At 38.0% G+C, this 21,430-nt stretch carries 19 protein-coding genes; 2 read left to right on the forward strand and 17 right to left on the reverse strand.

What is annotated here, in order from left to right; all coding sequences use genetic code 11:
* Window position 1: 1 nt before the first annotated feature.
* The 7 genes from ACO1DI_RS26025 to ACO1DI_RS26055 all read right to left on the reverse strand — a co-directional run bounded on the left by ACO1DI_RS26025 (window position 2) and on the right by ACO1DI_RS26055 (window position 9,039).
* Entirely contained in the window at window positions 2–1,450 is a 1,449-nt protein-coding gene (locus ACO1DI_RS26025) for an aldehyde dehydrogenase family protein (protein ID WP_208732695.1), read from the reverse strand.
* Between the two features lie 151 nt (window positions 1,451–1,601).
* The gene (locus tag ACO1DI_RS26030; RefSeq protein ID WP_208732696.1) at window positions 1,602–2,558 is read right to left on the reverse strand and encodes a hydroxymethylglutaryl-CoA lyase; all 957 of its coding nucleotides are present in this window, start codon (window positions 2,556–2,558) and stop codon (window positions 1,602–1,604) included.
* Window positions 2,558–3,766, reverse strand: coding sequence for a CaiB/BaiF CoA transferase family protein (locus tag ACO1DI_RS26035; RefSeq protein ID WP_423145740.1), 1,209 nt, complete (start codon window positions 3,764–3,766; stop codon window positions 2,558–2,560). The genes ACO1DI_RS26030 and ACO1DI_RS26035 overlap by 1 nt, the downstream gene beginning before the upstream one ends.
* Before the next feature lie 124 nt (window positions 3,767–3,890).
* A complete protein-coding gene (locus ACO1DI_RS26040; protein WP_209368338.1) occupies window positions 3,891–5,195 on the reverse strand; it encodes an MFS transporter in 1,305 nt (434 codons plus the stop codon).
* 637 nt (window positions 5,196–5,832) lie between these two features.
* Entirely contained in the window at window positions 5,833–6,729 is an 897-nt protein-coding gene (locus ACO1DI_RS26045) for a shikimate dehydrogenase (RefSeq protein ID WP_014461333.1), read from the reverse strand.
* 485 nt (window positions 6,730–7,214) lie between these two features.
* Window positions 7,215–7,823: a DedA family protein gene (locus tag ACO1DI_RS26050; protein ID WP_406866654.1), complete on the reverse strand. Its 609-nt coding sequence runs from the start codon at window positions 7,821–7,823 to the stop codon at window positions 7,215–7,217.
* Between the two features lie 235 nt (window positions 7,824–8,058).
* Entirely contained in the window at window positions 8,059–9,039 is a 981-nt protein-coding gene (locus tag ACO1DI_RS26055) for a zinc-binding dehydrogenase (protein WP_014461335.1), read from the reverse strand.
* 171 nt (window positions 9,040–9,210) lie between these two features.
* On the opposite strand from ACO1DI_RS26055, the gene ACO1DI_RS26060 reads away from it, so the two are divergent.
* On the forward strand, window positions 9,211–10,092 hold the full coding sequence (locus ACO1DI_RS26060) for a LysR family transcriptional regulator (protein ID WP_014461336.1): 882 nt from the start codon (window positions 9,211–9,213) through the stop codon (window positions 10,090–10,092).
* Between the two features lie 254 nt (window positions 10,093–10,346).
* On the opposite strand, the gene ACO1DI_RS26065 is transcribed toward ACO1DI_RS26060, so the two are convergent.
* The 4 genes from ACO1DI_RS26065 to ACO1DI_RS26080 all read right to left on the reverse strand — a co-directional run bounded on the left by ACO1DI_RS26065 (window position 10,347) and on the right by ACO1DI_RS26080 (window position 13,827).
* On the reverse strand, window positions 10,347–11,381 hold the full coding sequence (locus ACO1DI_RS26065) for an AI-2E family transporter (protein WP_423145742.1): 1,035 nt from the start codon (window positions 11,379–11,381) through the stop codon (window positions 10,347–10,349).
* Between the two features lie 168 nt (window positions 11,382–11,549).
* A complete protein-coding gene (gene bluB / locus ACO1DI_RS26070; RefSeq protein ID WP_034269758.1) occupies window positions 11,550–12,203 on the reverse strand; it encodes a 5,6-dimethylbenzimidazole synthase in 654 nt (217 codons plus the stop codon).
* A 464-nt stretch (window positions 12,204–12,667) separates the two neighbouring features.
* On the reverse strand, window positions 12,668–13,087 hold the full coding sequence (locus ACO1DI_RS26075) for a hypothetical protein (RefSeq protein WP_014461339.1): 420 nt from the start codon (window positions 13,085–13,087) through the stop codon (window positions 12,668–12,670).
* A gap of 101 nt (window positions 13,088–13,188) precedes the next feature.
* The gene (locus ACO1DI_RS26080) at window positions 13,189–13,827 is read right to left on the reverse strand and encodes a DUF1643 domain-containing protein (RefSeq protein ID WP_423145743.1); all 639 of its coding nucleotides are present in this window, start codon (window positions 13,825–13,827) and stop codon (window positions 13,189–13,191) included.
* A 383-nt stretch (window positions 13,828–14,210) separates the two neighbouring features.
* Here ACO1DI_RS26080 and trhA point away from each other — a divergent pair, with 383 nt between their 5' ends.
* On the forward strand, window positions 14,211–14,861 hold the full coding sequence (gene trhA / locus ACO1DI_RS26085; RefSeq protein ID WP_013055671.1) for a PAQR family membrane homeostasis protein TrhA: 651 nt from the start codon (window positions 14,211–14,213) through the stop codon (window positions 14,859–14,861).
* 42 nt (window positions 14,862–14,903) lie between these two features.
* Here trhA and ACO1DI_RS26090 read toward each other — a convergent pair whose 3' ends face one another.
* From ACO1DI_RS26090 to treC, 6 genes are all read right to left on the reverse strand, one after another.
* The gene (locus ACO1DI_RS26090) at window positions 14,904–16,091 is read right to left on the reverse strand and encodes an NRAMP family divalent metal transporter (protein ID WP_140451597.1); all 1,188 of its coding nucleotides are present in this window, start codon (window positions 16,089–16,091) and stop codon (window positions 14,904–14,906) included.
* A 9-nt stretch (window positions 16,092–16,100) separates the two neighbouring features.
* On the reverse strand, window positions 16,101–16,856 hold the full coding sequence (locus ACO1DI_RS26095) for a LamB/YcsF family protein (RefSeq protein ID WP_140451598.1): 756 nt from the start codon (window positions 16,854–16,856) through the stop codon (window positions 16,101–16,103).
* A gap of 12 nt (window positions 16,857–16,868) precedes the next feature.
* Window positions 16,869–17,867 (reverse strand): biotin-dependent carboxyltransferase family protein, encoded by a 999-nt coding sequence (locus ACO1DI_RS26100; RefSeq protein WP_140451599.1) that lies wholly within the window; start codon window positions 17,865–17,867, stop codon window positions 16,869–16,871.
* Window positions 17,857–18,579: a 5-oxoprolinase subunit PxpB gene (gene pxpB / locus ACO1DI_RS26105; protein WP_140452025.1), complete on the reverse strand. Its 723-nt coding sequence runs from the start codon at window positions 18,577–18,579 to the stop codon at window positions 17,857–17,859. The genes ACO1DI_RS26100 and pxpB overlap by 11 nt, the downstream gene beginning before the upstream one ends.
* Before the next feature lie 348 nt (window positions 18,580–18,927).
* On the reverse strand, window positions 18,928–19,644 hold the full coding sequence (gene treR, locus ACO1DI_RS26110) for a trehalose operon repressor (protein ID WP_423145744.1): 717 nt from the start codon (window positions 19,642–19,644) through the stop codon (window positions 18,928–18,930).
* Window positions 19,645–19,732: 88 nt separating this feature from the next.
* Complete coding sequence (gene treC, locus ACO1DI_RS26115) at window positions 19,733–21,418, reverse strand: alpha,alpha-phosphotrehalase (protein ID WP_042992292.1); 1,686 nt, start codon at window positions 21,416–21,418, stop codon at window positions 19,733–19,735.
* Window positions 21,419–21,430 lie beyond the last annotated feature (12 nt).

The raw sequence follows: 21,430 nt of genomic DNA on the forward strand, positions 1-21,430 counted from the left end.
TTTAATTCTCCGTAGGCAGTCTTAATACAATCATCTTCGTTTCAGTCATTTCTTCAACGGCGTAACGTGGGCCTTCTCTGCCAATACCGCTGTTTTTCACTCCGCCATATGGCCAATGATCTAATCTAAAGTTAGATGTTCCATTAATAACTACACCGCCCATTTCAAGAGAATGAGCCACTTTATAAGCCAAATCCATTTTGTTCGTAAAAATCCCTGCTTGAAGACCAAAAGCAGAATCATTTGTCTCTTCAATAGCTTCTGCAATCGTACCGTACGGGACAATACTAATAATAGGACCAAATACTTCTTCACAAATAACTTTACTTTCTTTAGAAGGGTTTAGTAGAACAGTAGGTTCCACCGTAGCTCCGCGGCGCTTTCCTCCGCATATCACTTGTGCTCCCGATTGTACGGCCTCATCAATCCAGCTCGTCACTCGTTCAGCTGCATGGACATCTACTACACACCCTACATCCGTATCAGGCAATAAAGGATCTCCGATTTTAAGTTTCAGCACCTCGTCTTTTAAAAGATTGGTAAACTCAGAGACCACAGATTGATGTACATAAATTCTCTGAACAGAGATACAGCTCTGGCCAGAATTGCTAAATCCGGTTTTAGCACACATAGCCGCAGCACGATTTAAATCTGCGTCGTTATGGACGATCGTTGCAGCATTTCCTCCTAGCTCGAGCAATACTTTTTTCATTCCAGCTAGCTCACAGATGTTCTTACTAGCTACTGTTCCACCTGTAAATGAAATAATATTCACACGATCATCTTTTACAATTTGCTGTGCAACCTGTCTTCGACCAAGCACCATATTTACAGCATTTTTAGGGAAGCCTGCCCGCAGCAGCAGCTTTAAGAGCTCTGTTGCAATTAAAGTTGTTTGCGAAGATGGCTTTAAAATCACGCTATTCCCAGCAGCAAAAGCCGGCCCAATTTTATGGCATACAAGATTTAAAGGGGCGTTAAATGGTGTGATAGCCGCTACAACACCAACAGGCACTCGGAAAGTAGATGCAATAGCTTGTGCCCCCCGTTCTGAAACGTCGCCAGGCAATGTTTCACCAATCAATCTTTTTGCCTCTTCCCCTGACAGTTCCAATGTTTCGATTGAACGGGCCACTTCGTCCAGCGTGTTTTTCAAAGGCTTTCCTAATTCTAAAGAAATAAGTCGAGCAAATTTTTCTTTCTCTTGTTCTAGTAATAGAGCCGCTTTCTTTAAAATTTTAGAACGCTGGTAAGAAGAAAGGGCGGCGACATGTTTTTTTGCTTCATAGGCTGATGCTAATGCTTTTTCAACATCTTCTTCATTTGCTAATAGCTGCTCACCTATGACTTCTCCAGAATAGGGGTTTTTTATTAAAGCTACTTCTCGATCTTCAATAATCCATTCACCGTTAATATAAGGCTGTGATTTCTTTTCAATAGTTTCTATCATGTTTAGCACCAACTTTTCATTTTTATTAAACAAACTTTTATATAAAACAAGGCCTGAACGTTTTTACATGAGAGGAAAATAGATCGATCTAATTCATTTTAATTTAAACGCTATCATCACCTCCTAAAAGGCTATCATGTTCACGGCTTAGTTATACTAATTTCTCTTGAACCTTTGGCTTGGCATGAAGTTCTGAACAAGGACCTGCTTGTAGCATGTAGCTTCCACCGTCATGACCAATTACGTGCTTCACCTCTTTTGCTGCTTGAATAAGCTTGTTAAGATCAATACCCGTATGAATTCCCATTTCACTTAATCCATGAACCAGGTCTTCTGTAGCTATATTTCCAGTGGCGCCTGGAGCGTAGGGACACCCTCCTAAACCGATAATAGAACTATCAAAATGAATAACACCCTGCTGCAAAGCAGCCACTACATTAGAAAATGCCATTCCTCTCGTATTGTGCAAATGCATAGAGAAAATAGTGCCGGGATAATTTTGTTTAAGAAACCCTAGCATACGATACACTTGCTGAGGATTTGCCATCCCGGTTGTATCCGCTAAAGAAATTTCTTCGACACCCATCATTCTGTATCGTTCTACAATAGAAGAAATGCGTTCTATAGCAACTTTACCTTCATAAGGACATCCAAACGCTACCGAAATTGAACCTCCCACTTTAACGTTATGCTTTTCTGCTAATTCGATAATAGGGTAAAAACCTTTTTGGGCTTCTTCTACAGAACAATTTGCGTTAGATAAGCTGTGAGAATCTGTAGCTGAAAGCATAAGCTTTAACTTTTTCACTCCGGCGTCAATGGCTCTCTGTGCACCTTTTACATTTGGCACTAACGCGCGAAATTTGATATTGGTTAAATCTTGAACACTTTCTACGACCTGCTCGGCATCCTTTAACTGAGGAATCGCTCTCGGATGTACAAAAGACGTGATTTCCATTGATTGAATGCCTGTCTTGGCTAGCTGACGAATAATAGATATTTTTTCTTCTGTAGGAATCCACTCATGTTCAGCTTGAAACCCATCCCTTGGAGCTACTTCACAGATTATGACTTTTTCCGGTAATTCTATTTTTTGAATAGTATTCATTAAATAACCCCCTTTTCTTTTAACACCGCTAAGTCTTCACTTGATAACCCCAGTTTTCCACCTAGAATTTCTTCATTATGTTCTCCCAATTCAGGGGCACGATGACGAATTGCTCCCGGTGTATGTGAAAACTTTGGCACTACTCCCGGAACCTTAATTTTTCCTAGGCGGGGGTGCTCTACTTCTACAATGTTTTCTCGTTCTCTATATTGAGGATCATTAAATATATCTTCAATGCTGTAGATAGGACTAACTGGCACACCAAATGAATCTAACTTTGCCTGCAGCTCATCTTGAGTGAAGGACTTAATCCAATTTGACACAATTTCCTGAACTTCATGATCATGCTTTAGACGCTCTACGTTTGTATAGTATCGCGGATCCTTTAACATATCTTTTCTTTCCATTGCCTCTGCAAGACGATCAAAGGTAGAGTCTGTACTGCATACTAATACAACAAACTTTCCGTCTTTTGTTTCATATGTGCCTGCAGGGCTTGAGTGACCTGCAAGTCCAGGGCTTCTCTCTCTTACTTTTCCGTTTTGATCATATTCAGCAATTAAAAACTCCATCATTCGAAAAATAGATTCATATAATCCCATTTCTACTACTTGACCTTCCGGCTGTTTGTGTACATCTCTATGATAAATAGCGCTTACACAAGCGAACGCAGTATATATGCCCGTTACATAATCTAGTAAAGAGTAAGAAGGACTGACGGGCGGACGATCTGAATACCCTTGTAAATAAGTATGTCCGCTAAATGCTGTCCCCGGTGTACCGAATCCAGCTTTTTCTCGATAAGGACCTGTTTGTCCATAACCTGATACGCGCACCATTACTAGCTTAGGGTTAACTTTTTTAAGCTCTTCATATCCTAAGTTCCATTTTTCCAGTGTACCGGGGCGAAAATTTTCAATTAAAATGTCTACTCCACTAATTAGCTTTTTGAAAATTCCTGCTCCTTCTTCTGATCGAATGTCCAGCGTAACAGACTTTTTATTGCGAGCAAGTCCGGGCCACCTTAAGGGTTCAGTCCCTTTCCAAGGCCCTACAGTCCGAAGCGTATCTCCTTTTCCTGGAAGTTCAATTTTGGTTACTTCCGCCCCTAAGTCTGCTAGTAAAGTAGCTCCAAAGGGAGCAGCAATCATAGTAGAAATATCTAGTATTTGAACTCCTGTTAAAGGTCCATAATTTTTGGTTAACACGTTGAATCCCCTCCGGTAATAACTGTTTGTATGCTTAATTAAGATGCTTAATTAAGATAATTAATTAGTAGATTTCCTTTGATATGTTAAAAATGAATACCATTAGTCAAAATATTAAGATTATTTATTTTTCTAAAGTTAACTCTTTTTCTTCTAATAGGATAGACTCTTTGCTTTCAATCGGGTCTAAATCTGTTAATAAAAACGTATAGCTTAAAATTCCAATCACTAAAAAAGCAGCCGCTAAAAGGAAAGCATACATAAATGAACCCGTGGCCTGAACAATAAACCCAGTCGTAATAGGTGCAACAATAGCCATCGAGTTGTTCCCAAATGTTAAAAGTCCCGTTAATGTTCCTACCGTTCCTTTTGGTGCAATAAATGTAGGAATACTGTAGGCAACAGCAGATGTGACAACAAGACCTCCAAGTGCTGTTGAAATCCAAAATACAGCTACATTTGCACTGTGAGTAAACGCTGCCCCAATAATTGACAAACCAAATACCATACCTATTACTAGAAAAAACTTGCTGACACGCGTCCGGTTATACCCTTTGTTAATAAGACGATCAACAAGCCAGCCCCCGATTACTATTTCAGTAATGGTACCTACAATCCAAGGTATAGCCGAGTACCAGCCTGATTTTAAAATAGACATGTTCATTTCTGCTGCTAAATATCCAGGAAGCCAAGTCAAGAACAAAAACCATGAATAGCCGTATGCCGCAAACCCAATGAATACTGCCCAGACTTTTCTTTTAGTTAGCAAATATCGAATGTTCTCCATTGCACTGCCTTTAACTTCTTCTGAACTTTGAGAACCGCCTTGAACAATGTAGTCATATTCTTCTTTCGTCAAACGCTCATCTTCATGAGGTTCACGATACCAGATCCAATAAACAATAGCATATATGAAACTAAGAATAGCAGTTGCTAAGAAACCACCTCGCCAGCCCCACTCTGTTACAATTAGCGCTAATATAGGCGCCCCGATGGCGTTGGAAAGTTTGGATTGAGAATCATAAGCTGCGATAGCTTTTCCGCGTTCCTGACGCGGAACCCAATGGCTAACTGCTTTAGCAGCAGATGGAAAAAATGGTGCTTCTCCAACTCCTAACAGCACTCGAGATAAAATAATTAACCCCCATCCATTTGCTACTGCAGTTAAAAGACAAGATACTGTCCATATCACGGTCGCTACACGCGTTACCCATTTTACGCCTATTTTATCTAGCAAAGGCCCTATAGGAAGTTGAAGTAAAGCGTAAGACCATGCAAATGCTGATAGGAAAATCCCCATCTGACCTGCTGTCAAGTTAAATTCTTTTTGTAACAATGGCATAGCAATGGACATATTAATTCGATCAAAATAGTTTACAACTACACCAACCGCAATCAAGAATACAATCGACCAACGATGTTTTTTCATTATCTTCCCTCACTCATAAGATTTTAAGTATGCGCTTTCATTTTTATGAAATATTTCTTTGCTCAGATCCCATTTACAATTGCTTACTTACATAAAGTCTGCCTGAACTAAAGTTGAAAGATGGCAATGCTGAAAACCTAATCCTCTAGCTATTTACTTGTTCTCTTATCCTTTCCGTAAAACTTTTATTAGTGGAATTAAAAAGATTAATAGAAAGTTCTAATTAGAACGATCTAATAAATTTTTATTAGAACGATCTAATTTCAGTGGGAATCTCTTCACATATTGCGGAACGATGCCGTATATTTTATGATCTACTCAAATATCCGAACATGATGTGATTAATGTCTGCTTTTTTAATTTCTCATTGTAACACCTGCCTTTTTTTACTAAGCGTCGTCTTTTGACACAGCCTAATGTAAAATTAATTCAAACTTGAGTTTTAGTATACTGAATTACATTTTTCTGCGCAATATATATTTTTAATTTTTAGAAAATTGAAATATATACTTTTTTAATATAACAAAACCTTTTATATATTAATCGTCTAGAATCATTTTTTTATTGTGCTAGAGGAAAAGAAGATATAGTCCCTTCATTTATACAAATTTCTAGCAAAGTTAAAAAATACGCGTTTTTAATACTGTAAGCTCGGTTCAAACATTTGTTCCTTAATATACTCCACAGGCATCTCTTTTCCTGTCCACAATTCAAACGCCATGGCCCCTTGCCAGATCATCATTCCTATTCCATTAACGGTGTGACATCCGATTGATTCAGCTTGTTCTAACAGTTTTGATTTCATAGGCATATACACGACATCTGTTACAATTAAATCAGGACGCAGCATTGATATATCTTCAATAATGCTGAATTCTTCTAACGGTTTCATTCCTACTCCTGTTCCATTTGTCAAAATATCGCTCGTTCTAATTTCTTCTCTTAACCTGTCTGTATCCTCAAGAGAATACAGCTTCGCCTTACATGAAACATGTTTCATCTCTTCATTAATAATTTTTACGTTTTCTACAGCTTTTGAATAAAATTCATCATGACGAGCAAAAATTGTTAATTCTTCAAGGCCTTCCAAAGCCGCTTGAATAGCAATAGGCGTTGCTGCTCCGCCCGAACCGACCAACGTCATTTTTTTCCCTGTGATATCCACGCCGTTCTCTTTTAAATTTCGAATGTAGCCCATACCGTCTGTGCTATGCCCAACTAGTACGCCATTATCGTTTACGACGGTATTGACAGCTCCTGAAAATTTGGCGCTGTCTGCTAATTCATCAAGAAACGGGAGAATTTTTGTTTTATTTGGCATGGATACATTAAAACCTTTAACATTTAACGCTCTCAGTCCTTTAATCGCATCTTCTAACGAGTCATTTCCTACCTCAAAAGCTAAATAAGCATAATTCAATCCCAGTTTTTTAAAGGCCATATTATGCATAGATGGTGACAATGAATGTCCAATTGGAGTTGCTAAAAGGCCTATGAGCTGAGTTTTGCCATTAATACGCCCTACGTTCTTCATGATTTTACCTCCTGTTTTATTAAAATTTCAGAAATACTTGGGGTACCTAACCTGTAATTTTTAAGCTTATTTTCATTTACGATCAAACACATTTCACATTCATATAGTACGGGTAATTAGATCGATCCAATTTTAAGCTATATTCATTATTTAACCAATCTGTAACAAGCTGCATTCAAAACGAAAGCTGCTCTACTCACATGTAAAAAGAAAGAAATCGCTTACAAATTTATGGTTTTAATAACATACGTTGGACGCGTGCTGTACGTCTTACCTCCCTTCGCAAGGCAGCATTTCTCAACATTACTAGAAACAAAGCTTTCACCTATACCTAGCTTCTTTTATTAAATGACTGCAGTAAACACCCGGTGAACCAAGACAACTTTTAGCGACCTTATGTACCATAGTATCACATTTTTTTAAAAGGAAAAATGTTTTTTTGTAACTTTTCAGAAAAATGTTTTTATTTAAATAATTTCTTTATATTAAAATAAAGCTATAACCATCATTATAGCTTTATTCTTGAGCTTGGCTTTCTCTTTTTTTTTCATCCACCAGCCTGCACCAACTATCACTCCGATTATAAGAATAACAAATATTAAACGATCTACATCATGCAAATATTTTTGGATTTTTTCAATATCTCCAAGTCCTCCTACATAGAGCAAAAAAACAAACCACGGAAAAATTCCTAAGGTGCTGTATAAAACAAAGTCCTTAGATTTGATTTTACTAAGTCCTGCCAAATAGGTTATATAGTTTGCGATACTGATGGGACGAGAAATCGTAATACTCCATTTTCCATATTTATGAAACCATTTTTGGGCACGCTTTATATTTTTTTCACCAAACCAGCGCTTGGTAATAGATTCAAACCTGTATCCCATAACGAACGGAATATAGTTGAATGCGATATAAATAACGGTATTGACAGCTGAAACAATAAGGATTTTCCATATTGAAAGCTGCAGCACCGAGCCAATGAGCAAAATCGATAACGTACACGGAAAAGGAATTGCCGCAGCTTCGATTGCTGTAGCAATAAAGATGCCCACTATGCCTAAATTTTGTACAAAATCAATAAACCCTTGCACCTTTTTTCTCCTTTCAATTATACAAATTTCACGTTCTTTCATCATAACTCAAACTATTCAAAATTTCACGATTTCAAAGCAATTTTACTAGTAAAAAAAGCTCATACGCACCCGTTTGCTATATTTGATTATCTTCTATCATATGCAGCTCATAAGTGAAGTAACGCAAAAAAAGAAAATAGCAGAAAAAAACTCTTTTATTAGTTGTAATAAAAGAGTCTTTTCTGTCCTGCTATTATTTAACTTTAGCAATGATTTTCCCTTTCACATGGCGTTTTGAAAGCTCTTCTAATGCACTGGGCACTTCTTTTAACGAGATGATGCGCTCAATCATTGGAGCTACTTTCTTCTCTGCTACTAATGCTAAAAGCTCATCGCCCATTTTTGCTAAATCCGCTTGCGCCATCATGTCATCAATGTGGTGTGCAGCATTTAAAGCTACTTCATGATAAGAAATCACCTTTGTAAAAGGCTTTACTTTTGTATAATCAGGTGCACCAGCAATATGTGCTAAATGTCCTCTATAGGCAATCATATCTAAAGAATCCGTTGCGTTCTTTGCGCTCACCGTGTCAAGCACAGCATCTACACCGCGGCCATTTGTCAGCTCCAATACTTTTTCTGCGACGTTTTCCTCGCGATAATCAATTACATAATCAGCTCCTAACGACTTCACATACTCATGATTATGTGCTGAAGCTGTTGAGAAAACGGTTTTTCCAGCGTTTTTAGCAAGCTGCACGCCAAAGCCCCCTACGCCTCCAGCTCCTCCGTGAATTAAGATGGTTTGAATATGGTTCATTGGAAGTTTACGAAATAGTGCTTCATACGCCGTGTAGCCTGCAGTAGGCAATGCAGCAGCTTCTTCAAATGTAACGGCATCAGGAATGCGCGAAATTGAATGAGCAGTTGTAACCGAATATTCAGCATATCCGCCCTTTTTCATAAAGTCCCCGTGATAGACGACGCGGTCTCCTTTTTTCCAGTCAACTACTCCTTCTCCAACTTCATCAATTGTCCCAGCTACATCTAAACCTAGAATGTGAGGATATGTCCAATGAGGGTTTCCATTAGTAGCCGTCTTATAATCCACTGGATTAAGTCCCACTGCGTGAACTTCAACTACTACTTCTCCTTTATTTGGAAGAGGTTTTTCCACTTCTTCTACTTTCATTTCTGTCCATTTATTTTTATCTTGCAATAATAATGCTTTCACAGTCTAACTCTCCTTTTTAAGTCATGTTTAAGTTATATGGTGGTGTTGCTTTTATTATTTTATCTAAAAATGATTTGCTTACTATTTTTATTTTAAAGAGAGCTTGTCTATAATACAAATTAGAAAATAATTAGATATCCATAAATAAATTTATAAGAAAGGGTAGCGTAAATGATTGATTTTGAATGGTATCGCAGCTTTATTAGCATTTATAAATATCGATCCGTTTCTGAAGCAGCCAGAGCGAGGATCTTAACGCAGCCGGCCATGAGTCAGCACTTAGCTGCTTTAGAAGCTGAAATAGGCGAAGATTTATTTATCCGTGCACCGAGAAAGATGATTCCAACCGAAAAAGGCAAAGAACTGTACACGCGTATCGTCCCGTTAGTTGAAAGTCTAGAAGCTGCTTCACTTCAATTAAAAATGAGCGCATCATCTCCCGACGCACTGCCAGTCGTAAAAATTGGTTCTCCCGTAGAGTATTTTACCGAACGAGCTTTAGAAAGAATAAAAGATGCAGGTATCCGCTGCTACAGCCAGTTTGGTATTGCTTCTGTTTTACTTGAAAAGATACAAAACGATGAAATTGATATTGCTATTACAACCCAAAGATTACAAATACCAGGAGTCGAATATACGGTCATTGAAGAAGAAGAGTTTGTCTTAACCGTCCCTCCTTCTTTTGAAATGACAGCTAGTAAAGACGTAGAAGATTTTTTATACAATCAGCGGTGGATTAGCTATGGCCTTGAACTTCCTATTATCAGGAGATTTTGGCGGCAGCATTTTAAAAAACGGCCTGAAATTCAGCCTCATCATGTGATTCCAAATCTTCAAACGGTGTTAAAAGCCATTCAGCAACACATGGGAATCAGCCTGCTTCCCCGCTATTTGATTCAAGAAGCGCTCCGAGAAAAAAAGGTGAAAATCGAACTTGAACATTTAGCGGTAAAAAATCAGATCTTTCTTGCTTATAAACTTAAGCATCGAGATCATCCTGTCATTCAAAAAACGATACGCTCGTTAAAAAAAGAAGAGGTTGAGAAAGAATGACATGAATCCATTCTAAAGACGAACAAATAGGATATGAGCTGAACCGCTTGTGACACCGCAGTTGATTTCCATGCAAGGCTTCGCTTTCTGCGGGGTCTCACGTGTTCCGCTTTTCCCGCAGGAGTCTTCACCTTGCCCTCCAATTAACTGCTAAAAGGAACGAAAACAGATGAAACCTACGTTCACTATAAAAAAAAACCCGAGCCATTAGTCAAACATCTTGACTAATGGCTCGGTTTTCACCTCGTCTAAAATCATTTTGTCCCAGTCTCTTCTTTTTTTGACAGCTGCTGTGCTGAATCTACTCCTACTAGATCTAAAAAGAAAATAAAAATAGGAATACCAAGAATCAGCCCCCATACGCCCAAGAAGTGTTCACCAAATACTAAAATGATAAACGTAATGAACATCGGCAAGTTGGTTTTAGATGACATAAGCTTTGGATTTAATACATAGCTTTCAAGTGCATGAAGTACTACCACCATTATTAACACAGATAGTACTTTTACACCGCCTCCTAAACTGTAAGCGATTGTACAAAGCGGAATGAGTGAAACAAATACCCCAAGAACCGGCACTAGCCCTAGTAGAAAGACCATAACGCCAAGCGCAAGCAAATTAGGAAACCCTAACACCCACAGCGCAATAACGGATAAAATGCTGTTCACAAAAGCAATAATAAACTGAACTTCTATTACCTTGCCGAAGGAATTAACAAATTTTCTTCCCAAATAGCCAGCTTCTTTGAAAAACCAGCCCAGCCTAGATTGTTCCAGTTGGACAAATAATCGGTGAATCCGCGACTTTTCAAGTAAAAAGAATAGGCTTAACAATAGTGCTAAGAAAACTTGTGCACTTACTTTTCCAATATTGGATAAATAGCTGTATACTAAATCAATATTCTGCTGAATATTTTCTGGTGATTTGAATCTCTTTAAATTATCGATAATATAGGTGACGAATGTATTATCAGGGGGGTGTTTGTAAAAATACATCAGCTTCTGTACAAGCTCAGTAACTTGCGTCATAATAACCGGGATATATACATATCCTACAATACCGAGGGCCCCAATCAGTGCGATATAGATGACGATGAGTATAAGCGTTGAATTAAGCGGAAGCTTTCTTCTTAACGCTTGTTGAAGACGACCAATTAAAAAGGTAAAAATAAACGTAAATAACAGCAGCTGAAGCATACTTCTAATGCTGACAAGTAAAACTGTAATGATAATAAGCGTAATGATGCGAACAGTAAGTTTGTTGTGAAGCCAACTTCTTGCAATATTCATGAAACCTTCAATTCTCCTATCTCTCTTTTTCCCAAGTCATTTGTATACATATAAATAAAACGGATACGCTAGACGCTCATATCCGCTTTCGCTATATATAGTGTATCATTTAATATTCAAATTTTACTATATTTCGGCGCTTTTTAGTATGTCTTTATTTTCTCTCCGCTATTCTTTTTCATTTTCCCATATATTATGATAAATTAGCTTGTCTAAATCCCTTCTTTTTTCCCAGTTAGCTTGTTCTAAGATTGGTTTCTCAGGGTATTTATCTGTATAGCCAATTGACATGAGCGCTACAGGATCAATATGAGGAGGAATATGTAAAATGTCACGTACATCATTTTTCTTATAAAAACTTACCCACCCCATTGCCAGTCCTTCTGCATATGAAGCAAGCCACATATTTTGAATCGCACATGCAGTTGACATCATATCGGTTTCTGGAATTGAGTTTCTTCCGAGAACATGAGAGCCTCCTCTTGTTGGATCACACGTTACGCAAATAGTTAACGGCGCTTCTTTTAACCCTTGAATCTTTAGCTCTAAAAAATCTTCTTTCTTTTCACCTTCATAATGAATAGCCAGTGCTCTTCTCTCTTTATCTGCTGCCCAGGCAAGTTTATTTTTCACTTCTGTATCAGATACTAGTATAAAATTCCAAGGCTGCATAAACCCGACGGAAGGTCCGCTGTGAGCAGCCTGTAAAATGTTATAAACGGTTTCATTCGGAATCTCATCAGACAAAAATGTTCGTACATCTCTTCTTCCGTAAATCGCTTTATATACCGCTTGCTTTTCGTCGTTTGTAAACGAGTTCATCTTCTTCAACCTCCATTAAACTCTCTTTTTAACTATTTTTCTCAAAAAACATTTAAAAAATGTGATCCAAACTTTATGTTTTCTCGTAGTACTATATGAATCTATCATAAAGGAGGTTGCAAACATGTTCAACGACGTTTTAATGAACTTATTTAACGCGGTAAGCAGCATCATTAACACAATTGGATAATTTGATTGTACATATTTAGTAAGAGAGGAGGCATATTACATGCTAAACGAGGTACTTATGAACTTTTTTAACGCAGTAAGCAGCATCATCAACACAATCGGATAAAAAAAGCACAAAGAAAAGGGTAACTGCCATTACCGCCGTCTTTATGCTTTACTAGTTCAAAATCATATATTTTACAATAAAAAGAACTCTTTGATTAGGAGTTCTTTTTACTTATCCTAACATGTTCCCTTTTATTTGTATATATGCCCTGCCATTTCAACAGATTCACTTATATGTTGCAAGCATACACATAGGTCTGCAGCTCGTAGTGCAGTTCTTTTAAGTCTTCAGCTGCTTGAGTCAATAACTTCTTTCGCTGAGCTGTATACACATCTAGAATAGCTCTTTCTACTTTTACCTTTTCTTCATATAAAATATCTAACTTATCTTCATTTCCTTCAAGGGAAATAGGCTTTAACATAGCAAATTGATAAATGGGTTGTCCATAATCCAATTTTGTTAAAATAGAACCTACTAATACATCCTGCGAGCATTCATATACAAAGTTTAACAGCGTACTTAATTCTTCTAGACGAGAAATATCCAGCTCTGCATTTTCGTTGATCACAGCCCCTATATATTGAAAGCACTCTTCTTCTAGCTCATTATAAATAGTTGTGATGCGGTGCAACACTTCATTCAACTTCATAAAGTTCCCCCTTCACACACGCTTCTTGATACAACCATATGACAAAACTTGGTGTTTTATACTAACGAAAAAGCGAGGAATATAAACCTCGCTTTTTCTCTTTATCGATACATACTGGCAATGTCTTCAATAAACATAAGCGGTTCTTCTTCTGTTAGTTGTTTAATTGGAGAATAATCCTCTCCACCAAAACTTTGATCTATGTCTTCAATAAACGAAGAAACTTCTTCTGACTCTTCACGATTAGCCGGCACTTCGTATTTCTGTAATTCTGTACGGTGCACGACGGATAAAATATGGCGAGGGAATTGCTGCTTCGTTTTTCCAAAACAGTATACCGGCTTGTGTTTCAAAAAGCGTTTTACTTCCTCTTGCCGGTTATAAATGCTTCCATGATCACCCCAAGCTACCACAACCAGTTCAGCATCTTCCACTGCTTTTTGAATATATTCACCTGTTCTTGTTCCAACAGCTTCTTCTTTTGAAAGCATGCGTAAAAACGAAACATGGTCGGTTTGATAGCTGAATAAATAAACGATTTCTAAGACTCCAAATCCCCACTTTTGTGCCAGTTCTATGCATTTGGATACAGCGGTATCGTCGCTGTATTCATACGTATTTTCTGGAAATGACAAGATAAACGTAAGTTTACGTTCGTTTACTTCACTCCATTTGCATAATAGAGAGTATTTGTATGTGCCTGTTTCATCAAAAATAACTTCTTTTTTCACTGCGTCCATCCCCCTGCCTTCTTACAATCTTGTTACTTATCTATTGCAAATGAGCTAAGCAGTAATCGTAACCTTGACTGTTAAAAGTTTTATTTTATATGTATTTCAAAATCATGCCTTCATGACAACTTTTCTGCCATTTTTTCAAAAAGCAATTTTTTTCTTCTATACATGCTTTTTACAGCTAGTGAACATTCACATATACATCTTTCCTCTTTTCGGACCTCCAGTCAAAATAGATAAAATCAAAAGAATGGTCTATAATAAAGAAATAACCAATGACTTTTTCACTCATGTTTTTGACCGTTACGGATTTTTTCTCAGCAGGTATGTTCAAAACTGATCCTCTGAGAAAATAGAAGATAAATTTGTGTAAAGAAAGGATTTTGTAAATGGCTACTACACACACATTTACAAGAGGAGAAGAAATTGCAAATGCGATTACACACGGCGTTGGAGCCGTACTCAGCATTGTTGGATTAACGCTTTTAATCGTACTTTCTTCGTTAGAAGGAACGCCTTGGCATGTTATCAGTTTTACTATTTACGGAGTAACCATGCTGCTTCTCTATGTCTCCTCTACGCTTGTCCATAGTTTTCCGGAAGGTAAGGTAAAAGACCTTTTTGAGATATTTGACCACTCTTCTATTTATTTGTTTATTGCCGGGACGTACACTCCATTTTTATTTATCGCAGTTAAAGGAACCACCGGCTGGACACTTTTTGGAATTGTATGGGGCATCGCTCTTGCAGGAATTGTATTCAAAGCTTTTTTTGTGAAGAAATTCCTTTTTATTTCCACCATTCTTTACGTATTTATGGGATGGATGATTGTGTTTGCGTGGGATTCGTTAACTCAAAACATTGCCCATCAAGGAATTGTCCTTCTCGTAGTTGGAGGCGTATTGTATACAATCGGGGCCGTTTTTTACGTATGGCGAGGATTTCGTTTTCATCATATGATTTGGCATATGTTTGTTCTTGGCGGAACCGTACTCCACTTTTTAGCAATCATTTTATATGTATTGCCTATAACCAATTAAAAAAGGGCCAGAAGGCCCTTTTTTAATTGGTTATAGAATTCCTTACCACAGTTTTGCCATTTGAGTCACAAGCGTATAGACTCCTAGCACAGCCATAATAACAACCACAAAACCGCCAAAAACGGTAAGCCAAGTCGGATGCTTGTAATCGCCTACTATCTTCTTTTTATACGCCGCAATAAGCATTGTACCGAGTGTAATAGGTAAGATTAACCCATTTAATGCTCCAGCTAAAATGAGCAGCGTGACCGGCTGACCAATCGTTAAGAAAACCAGGGTTGAAATTGTAATAAATGCAATGATAATCCAGTTTTCATATTTCTCAATCCTTTTGCTGAAGGATTTAATAAAGGAAACCGATGTATATGCCGAACCAATAACTGAAGTGATAGCCGCCGCTGCCATAACGACACCGAATAATTTATAGCCAATATCTCCTGCGGCTAACTGAAAAACAGAGGCAGGTGGATTATCAGGATTCAGTTTTAACCCTTGACTCAACACACCTAATGTCGCTAAAAATAGAAAAATTCGAATGATCGAAGCAATGGTAATACCGGATACTGCTCCTCTTGTTACTTCAGGAATCGCGGCTTTTCCTTTGATTCCTGCATCTAATAAACGGTGACCTCCTGCAAATGTAATATATCCTCCTACCGTTCCTCCTACAAGCGTAACAATCGCCATGACGTCAATTTTATCTGGCCAAAATGTTTTAGATACCGCTTCTCCTACTGGAGGAGCGGAAGAAACAGCAACATATACCATTAAAACAATTAATATTCCGCCCATTAATTGAGCAAAACGATCCATTAATTTTCCGGCTTCTTTGACTAAAAAGATTGCGATAGAAATGATGGCTGTAATGACTGCACCCGCTTTAGGAGAAATACCAAATAGCGCATTAAAGCCAAGACCCGCGCCTCCTACGTTTCCAATATTAAATGCTAAGCCTCCAATTACAATTAGAATAGCAATAAATAAGCCGAGACCTGGCAAAACACTGTTAGCGATATCCTGTGCTCTTTTTTCTGAAACGGCAATAATACGCCATACGTTTAGCTGAACGCCAATGTCTAATAAAATCGACAGTAAAATGACAAAACCAAAACTTGCGGCGAGAGCTTGTGTAAAGACCGTTGTTTGAGTTAAAAAACCTGGACCCACTGCTGAAGTAGCCATTAAAAATGCTGCGCCGAGCAGCACGCTCCAGTTGCGTTCTTTTTTCATGATGTCACCTCATTGTGGTTGAATAATAATTTGTTCTTCTTTTAGCTTGTCACAAATAGCTTTGGCAAATTCAACAGCATGTGCACCGTCTCCATGAATACAAACGGTATCTGCTTGAATGGAAATCTCTTCATTTTGCACAGTGAATACTTTCTTTTCTTTGACCATTTTAATTACTTGAGAAATAGCCGCTTCTTCATCTTGAATCACGGCGTTTTCAACGTTTCTCGGCGTCAGCATGCCGTTCTGTTGATAGGTTCGATCTGCAAATACTTCCTGAGACGTACGCAATCCCATTTCGTTTCCGGCTTTAATCAATTCACTTCCAGCCAAACCATATAGAATAGCTTCCTCACTAACATTATAAACAGCTTCAGCAATAGCTTTAGCTATGTCTCGATCCCCTGCAGCCATATTATATAAAGCACCATGAGGTTTCACATGATGAAGGGTCCCTCCTTCTGCACGTATAAAAGCTGAAAGAGCCCCCATTTGATACACCATTAAATCATAAGCTTCTGGAGGCGTAATTTTCATATATCTACGTCCAAATCCAGCTAAATCTTGCAATCCGGGGTGCGCGCCAATCGCCACATTTTCACTCAAAGCCAGCTTCACTGTTTCTCTCATAACCGAAGGATCTCCGGCATGAAAGCCGCAGGCAATGTTTGCTGACGTTACATAGCGTAAAATTTCTTTATCATTTCCTAATCTATAGTTTCCAAAGCTCTCCCCTAAGTCACAGTTCAAATCAACGGTAGCCATCTTCTTCTCTCCTTATATTTTCATTCGAAGTGCTCTTTTAATATGATTTATTTTCTTTTCCTGCTCCATATATAAATGCTGCGCTTCATCCAGTGAAATTGCTTGAAAAGAAACCTTTTTCCCTGGAGAAATTTGCGCAAGCGCTGAAAAATCTGCAGTTGCTACCTGTCCGATTCTAGGATATCCTCCTGTGGTTTGATGATCTGCTAATAAAACAATGGGCTGTCCTTCTTTTGGTACTTGAATCGTACCGAACGTCACAGCGCTAGAAAGTAGCTCTTTTTCCTGCTCAAGGACTAGTTTCTTCCCTTTTAGCCTATAGCCCATGCGGTCAGATTGAGGGGTAACGTCAAATTCTTGATTAAAGAAATGCTGTTGACTTTCTTTTGTAAACCAATCAAATTCCGCACCCTTCATCGTGCGGATAATAGGCGTCTCGTATGAAGGAATAAGTTTAGGATGAATCGTCCAAAAAGCCTGCTGAAAAGAGCGGTCCGTTTGCTGTTTCAACAGTTTCTTTATAATTGCTTCCCCTGTTTCTGTAGGAGGATGGCTTAATATTTCGTCTCCTGACTGTAATGCTTTACCATGCAGCCCGCCTATTCGAGCGCGAAGTGAAGTAGATGTACTTCCCATAACTGCCGGAACATTAAAAGCACCGGAAACCGATAAATAAGAACGGCACCCTAAAGTCGGAACACCAAACTGCAGCACGCTCCCTTTTTTCACATATAAAGGCCGCCACATCTTTACGGCTTCACCATTAACAGTTGGCGATAAATCCCCTCCTGTCAGGGCAATCAAAGCATCTTGCTGAAATTCCATTTTTGGTCCCATTAACGTAATTTCAATAACCGGCTGATTTTCTTGATTTCCTACTAATAAGTTGGCAATCCTTAAAGCAACTTTGTCCATTGCCCCGCTGACAATCATGCCGTCCTTTTGATATCCATGTCTGCCGATATCTTGAATCGTTGTTAATAAACCGGGACGTATCACTTTAATACTCATCTTCATCCACCTCGTTTTGGGCTTCATATTCCGTTTCAGAAATGGAAACAAATCGAATACGATCACCTGCTTGAAGCAAGCTTGGCGAATCTTTTTTTGGGTTAAATAGTGTAAGAGGAGTACGCCCGATTAACTGCCATCCTCCAGGTGTCTCAATTGGGTACACGCCGGTTTGCATTCCTGCAATGCCAACTGACCCTTTTGGTATGCTGCTTCTCGGTGATTCTTTTCTTGGAGTCGCAATTTCTTCGCTCATCCCTCCCAAGTAAGGAAAACCAGGAGCAAAACCTATCATATACACTAAATATTCTCCACTCGTATGAATGGAGATAACTTCATCAGGCGTTAAGGAATGAAAAGCAGCTACTTTCTCTAAATCCGGTCCATACTTTCCTCCGTAACACACCGGAATATCAATTTGTCTAGCGACCGCTTCAGATTTTTCTTCCTGATTGGAAAGCAGTTCTTCAATATATGTAGATATTGCTGTGTAAGGATTTCTTCTTCCTTTTTCACTCATTATCCAAGGGTCATAATAGATTGTAACTGTTGTAAAAGCCGGCACATATTCAATCATTCCCTTACATAATGATTGCTCTAGTACCTGAGTAAACTGCTGAATGCGTTTATGTATACCGAAATTAATTTCGTCTCCAAATGAAACGACAATGCCGCTGTCACCAAGAGGATAAAGTCGATAATCGTTACTCATTCCGTCTCCTCCTTTTTACTTAGTATTGTTTGAGCAGCTCTCTTTAATGCTGTAGATAAATACCTTTATTAGAATTACTAATGAAATTATCGTTTTCAAATAACAATTTCTTATATATCTAATAAAAAAAAGAACAATAAACCCCTATTCTGTATGAATAACATTATACAAATATAAAATAATCTTATGTTCTACTAAAACAAATTCTAAAGAAAAATTCAACCCTTTTAAAATTTTATCGTCAAAAGGATGATGCTTTTTCAATTTTTTACATAAAAAAACTGCTTTGTTTCCTATACCAAAGCAGTTTTTTGTGTAAGTATCTATAAATTCATAGGGAGTAGAACATTATACGCCTCTGCGAGCAAAATCTACAAAACGGAATTTATCAAGACGATGACGTGATTCCGTATATTGAAAAAGGCTTGCATCTTCTAGATACACATAGTTTCTTACTACCACAATATGTTCATATTCTTTCAAATCTAAGTAACATTTATCTTCGTCCGTCAGCTCGTCAACGGAAATTTCTTTTTTAGCAAAGCTGATTTTTAGCCCAAGATCTTTTTCTAAGTATTCATAAATAGAGCCTTTGCATATGTCTTTTGTGAGGTGAGGAACATACTTTTTATGAAAAAAATCTTTATCTAAAATAATTTTTTCTCCATCGATTTCACGTGCTCGAATTACTTTCCATATGAGATCTTTTTTTGTCACCCCAAGCTGTGTGCACAGATCTTGATCGGCCTTGACTAATTCAAATTCTTCTACAATAGTAGTCGATGTATGTCCTAGCTTTTCCGCCACTTCTTTGAAGCTAACAAGTCCTGATACTGGAAAATCAAAGCGTGATACGTCTAATACAAAAGAACCTTTTCCTTTCATTTTTTGAATGTATCCATTTTGTGAAAGTAAATTTAACGCTTTCCGTATCGTTTCACGAGACGTTTGATACTGTTCAACAAGCTCATTTTCAGAAGGAAGTTTTGTATTAGGACGCCAGTCACCACGTTTAATTTTATCGACTAACTGTTCGTAAATGCTGATAAATTTATTTTCTTTCAATTGCCATCACCTATTTTACTTTCTATATATACCCAATTGTATAAAAAGAACGATAGATTGTCACCCATCGTTCTTTTTACTTTTTTCTCTATTTTTTTAAATGATACACGATTGATTCATACGGCCGAAGTAAGACTCGCTTGAATTCCTTTGATGAATCTTCGTAGTTAGACAGCAATATTTCACTATGATATCCTTCAAAAGTTATATCTTCTGGCAGTTCAAAAATTGTTTCGCTGCCGTAGAAATTATTTATCACGAGCAGCTTTTCGTCTGCTCCATTTCGGATATAAGCGAAAATCTGCTCGTCTTCTCCAAGAATCAATTCATAGTTTCCATAGGTGATAATCTCGTACTGCTTGCGTAGTGCAATAAGCTTTTGATAAAAGTAAAAAATTGAATCTTTATCATCTAGTGCTTTTTCCACATTAATTTCACGGTAGTTATCAGCCGGATTAATCCATGGCTTTCCTTTTGTAAAACCTGCACTTGGCTCATCGCTCCATTGCACCGGTGTACGGGAATTGTCTCTTGATTTATGTTTTAAAATCTCCAAAATTTCAGTTTCGTCCATTCCTTGTGCACGTTTTATCTCATACACATTTAATGACTCCACATCTCTATATTCATCAATAGAGGAAAATTTCGGGTTTGTCATACCTATTTCTTCCCCTTGATAAATATAAGGTGTTCCCTGCATCAGATGAATTGTTGCAGCGAGCATTTTAGCAGATTTATTATGATAGAGTTCATCGTTTCCATAGCGTGAAACAACGCGAGGCTGATCATGGTTGCACCAAAATAGTGCATTCCAGCCTCCTCCTTTATTCATTTCGGTTTGCCAAGTTGATAAAATCTCTTTTAATTTAATAAAATCAAAATCTGCTAGCGCCCACTTTTCTCCGTTTGGGTAATCAACTTTCAAATGATGAAAATTAAACGTCATGCTAAGCTCGTCCCGATCCGGATGAGAGTACTGAATGCAGTGGTCAACGGTTGTCGATGACATTTCCCCAACGGTCATACTATCATATTTTGAAAAAACTTCTTGATTCATTTCCCGCATATATTCGTGCACGCGAGGACCGTCGGTGTAGAATTTTCGGCCATCTCCTGGGGCAACCGAACCATCATCATCTAAGAAGCGCTGATCTTTTGAAATTAAGTTAATGACGTCTAGCCGAAATCCATCTACACCTTTTTCAAGCCAAAACGTCATCATGTCGTACACGCTGCGGCGCACACGCTCATTTTCCCAGTTCAAATCCGCTTGCGTTACATCAAACAAGTGCAGATACGATTGTTCTGTCAGCTTATCATGCTCCCACGCTGATCCTCCAAATTTTGAAACCCAATTCGTCGGAGCGCTCCCATCTTCTTTTTGATCTCGCCAGATATAAAAATCTCTGTACGGATTATCTTTCGATTTTTTAGCTTCTTGAAACCATTCATGTTCAGTTGACGTATGATTAACGACAATATCCATGATAATTTTAAGATCCCGCTTATGCGCTTCTGTTATTAAACGATCGAAGTCCTCCATTGTTCCGTATTCTTCTTGAATAACAAAATAATCACTTATATCATATCCATTATCCCGCTGCGGCGATTTATAAATTGGGGTTAACCAAACAACATCTACGCCAAGCTTTTTCAAATAATCTAGCTTTTCAATAATGCCAGCTATATCACCCACGCCGTTGCCAGTCGTATCATAAAAACTTTTTGGATAAATTTGATAAACAACAGATTTTTTCCACCAAGGTTCTTGCATTTTTAACACCAC

It is taken from the genome of Priestia sp. 40 (assembly GCF_049368575.1).
GTDB classification, from domain to species: Bacteria; Bacillota; Bacilli; order Bacillales; family Bacillaceae_H; genus Priestia; species Priestia zanthoxyli.

Excerpts from the sequence above, each read along its gene's own strand:
- ACO1DI_RS26025 (WP_208732695.1), bottom strand. The coding sequence starts at position 1,450 with ATGATAGAAACTATTGAAAAGAAATCACAGCCTTATATTAACGGTGAA.
- ACO1DI_RS26030 (WP_208732696.1), bottom strand. The coding sequence starts at position 2,558 with ATGAATACTATTCAAAAAATAGAATTACCGGAAAAAGTCATAATCTGT.
- ACO1DI_RS26040 (WP_209368338.1), bottom strand. The coding sequence starts at position 5,195 with ATGAAAAAACATCGTTGGTCGATTGTATTCTTGATTGCGGTTGGTGTA.
- ACO1DI_RS26045 (WP_014461333.1), bottom strand. The coding sequence starts at position 6,729 with ATGAAGAACGTAGGGCGTATTAATGGCAAAACTCAGCTCATAGGCCTT.
- ACO1DI_RS26060 (WP_014461336.1), top strand. The coding sequence starts at position 9,211 with ATGATTGATTTTGAATGGTATCGCAGCTTTATTAGCATTTATAAATAT.
- ACO1DI_RS26065 (WP_423145742.1), bottom strand. The coding sequence starts at position 11,381 with ATGAATATTGCAAGAAGTTGGCTTCACAACAAACTTACTGTTCGCATC.
- bluB (WP_034269758.1), bottom strand. The coding sequence starts at position 12,203 with ATGAACTCGTTTACAAACGACGAAAAGCAAGCGGTATATAAAGCGATT.
- ACO1DI_RS26075 (WP_014461339.1), bottom strand. The coding sequence starts at position 13,087 with ATGAAGTTGAATGAAGTGTTGCACCGCATCACAACTATTTATAATGAG.
- ACO1DI_RS26080 (WP_423145743.1), bottom strand. The coding sequence starts at position 13,827 with ATGGACGCAGTGAAAAAAGAAGTTATTTTTGATGAAACAGGCACATAC.
- trhA (WP_013055671.1), top strand. The coding sequence starts at position 14,211 with ATGGCTACTACACACACATTTACAAGAGGAGAAGAAATTGCAAATGCG.
- ACO1DI_RS26090 (WP_140451597.1), bottom strand. The coding sequence starts at position 16,091 with ATGAAAAAAGAACGCAACTGGAGCGTGCTGCTCGGCGCAGCATTTTTA.
- ACO1DI_RS26095 (WP_140451598.1), bottom strand. The coding sequence starts at position 16,856 with ATGGCTACCGTTGATTTGAACTGTGACTTAGGGGAGAGCTTTGGAAAC.
- ACO1DI_RS26100 (WP_140451599.1), bottom strand. The coding sequence starts at position 17,867 with ATGAGTATTAAAGTGATACGTCCCGGTTTATTAACAACGATTCAAGAT.
- pxpB (WP_140452025.1), bottom strand. The coding sequence starts at position 18,579 with ATGAGTAACGATTATCGACTTTATCCTCTTGGTGACAGCGGCATTGTC.
- treC (WP_042992292.1), bottom strand. The coding sequence starts at position 21,418 with ATGCAAGAACCTTGGTGGAAAAAATCTGTTGTTTATCAAATTTATCCA.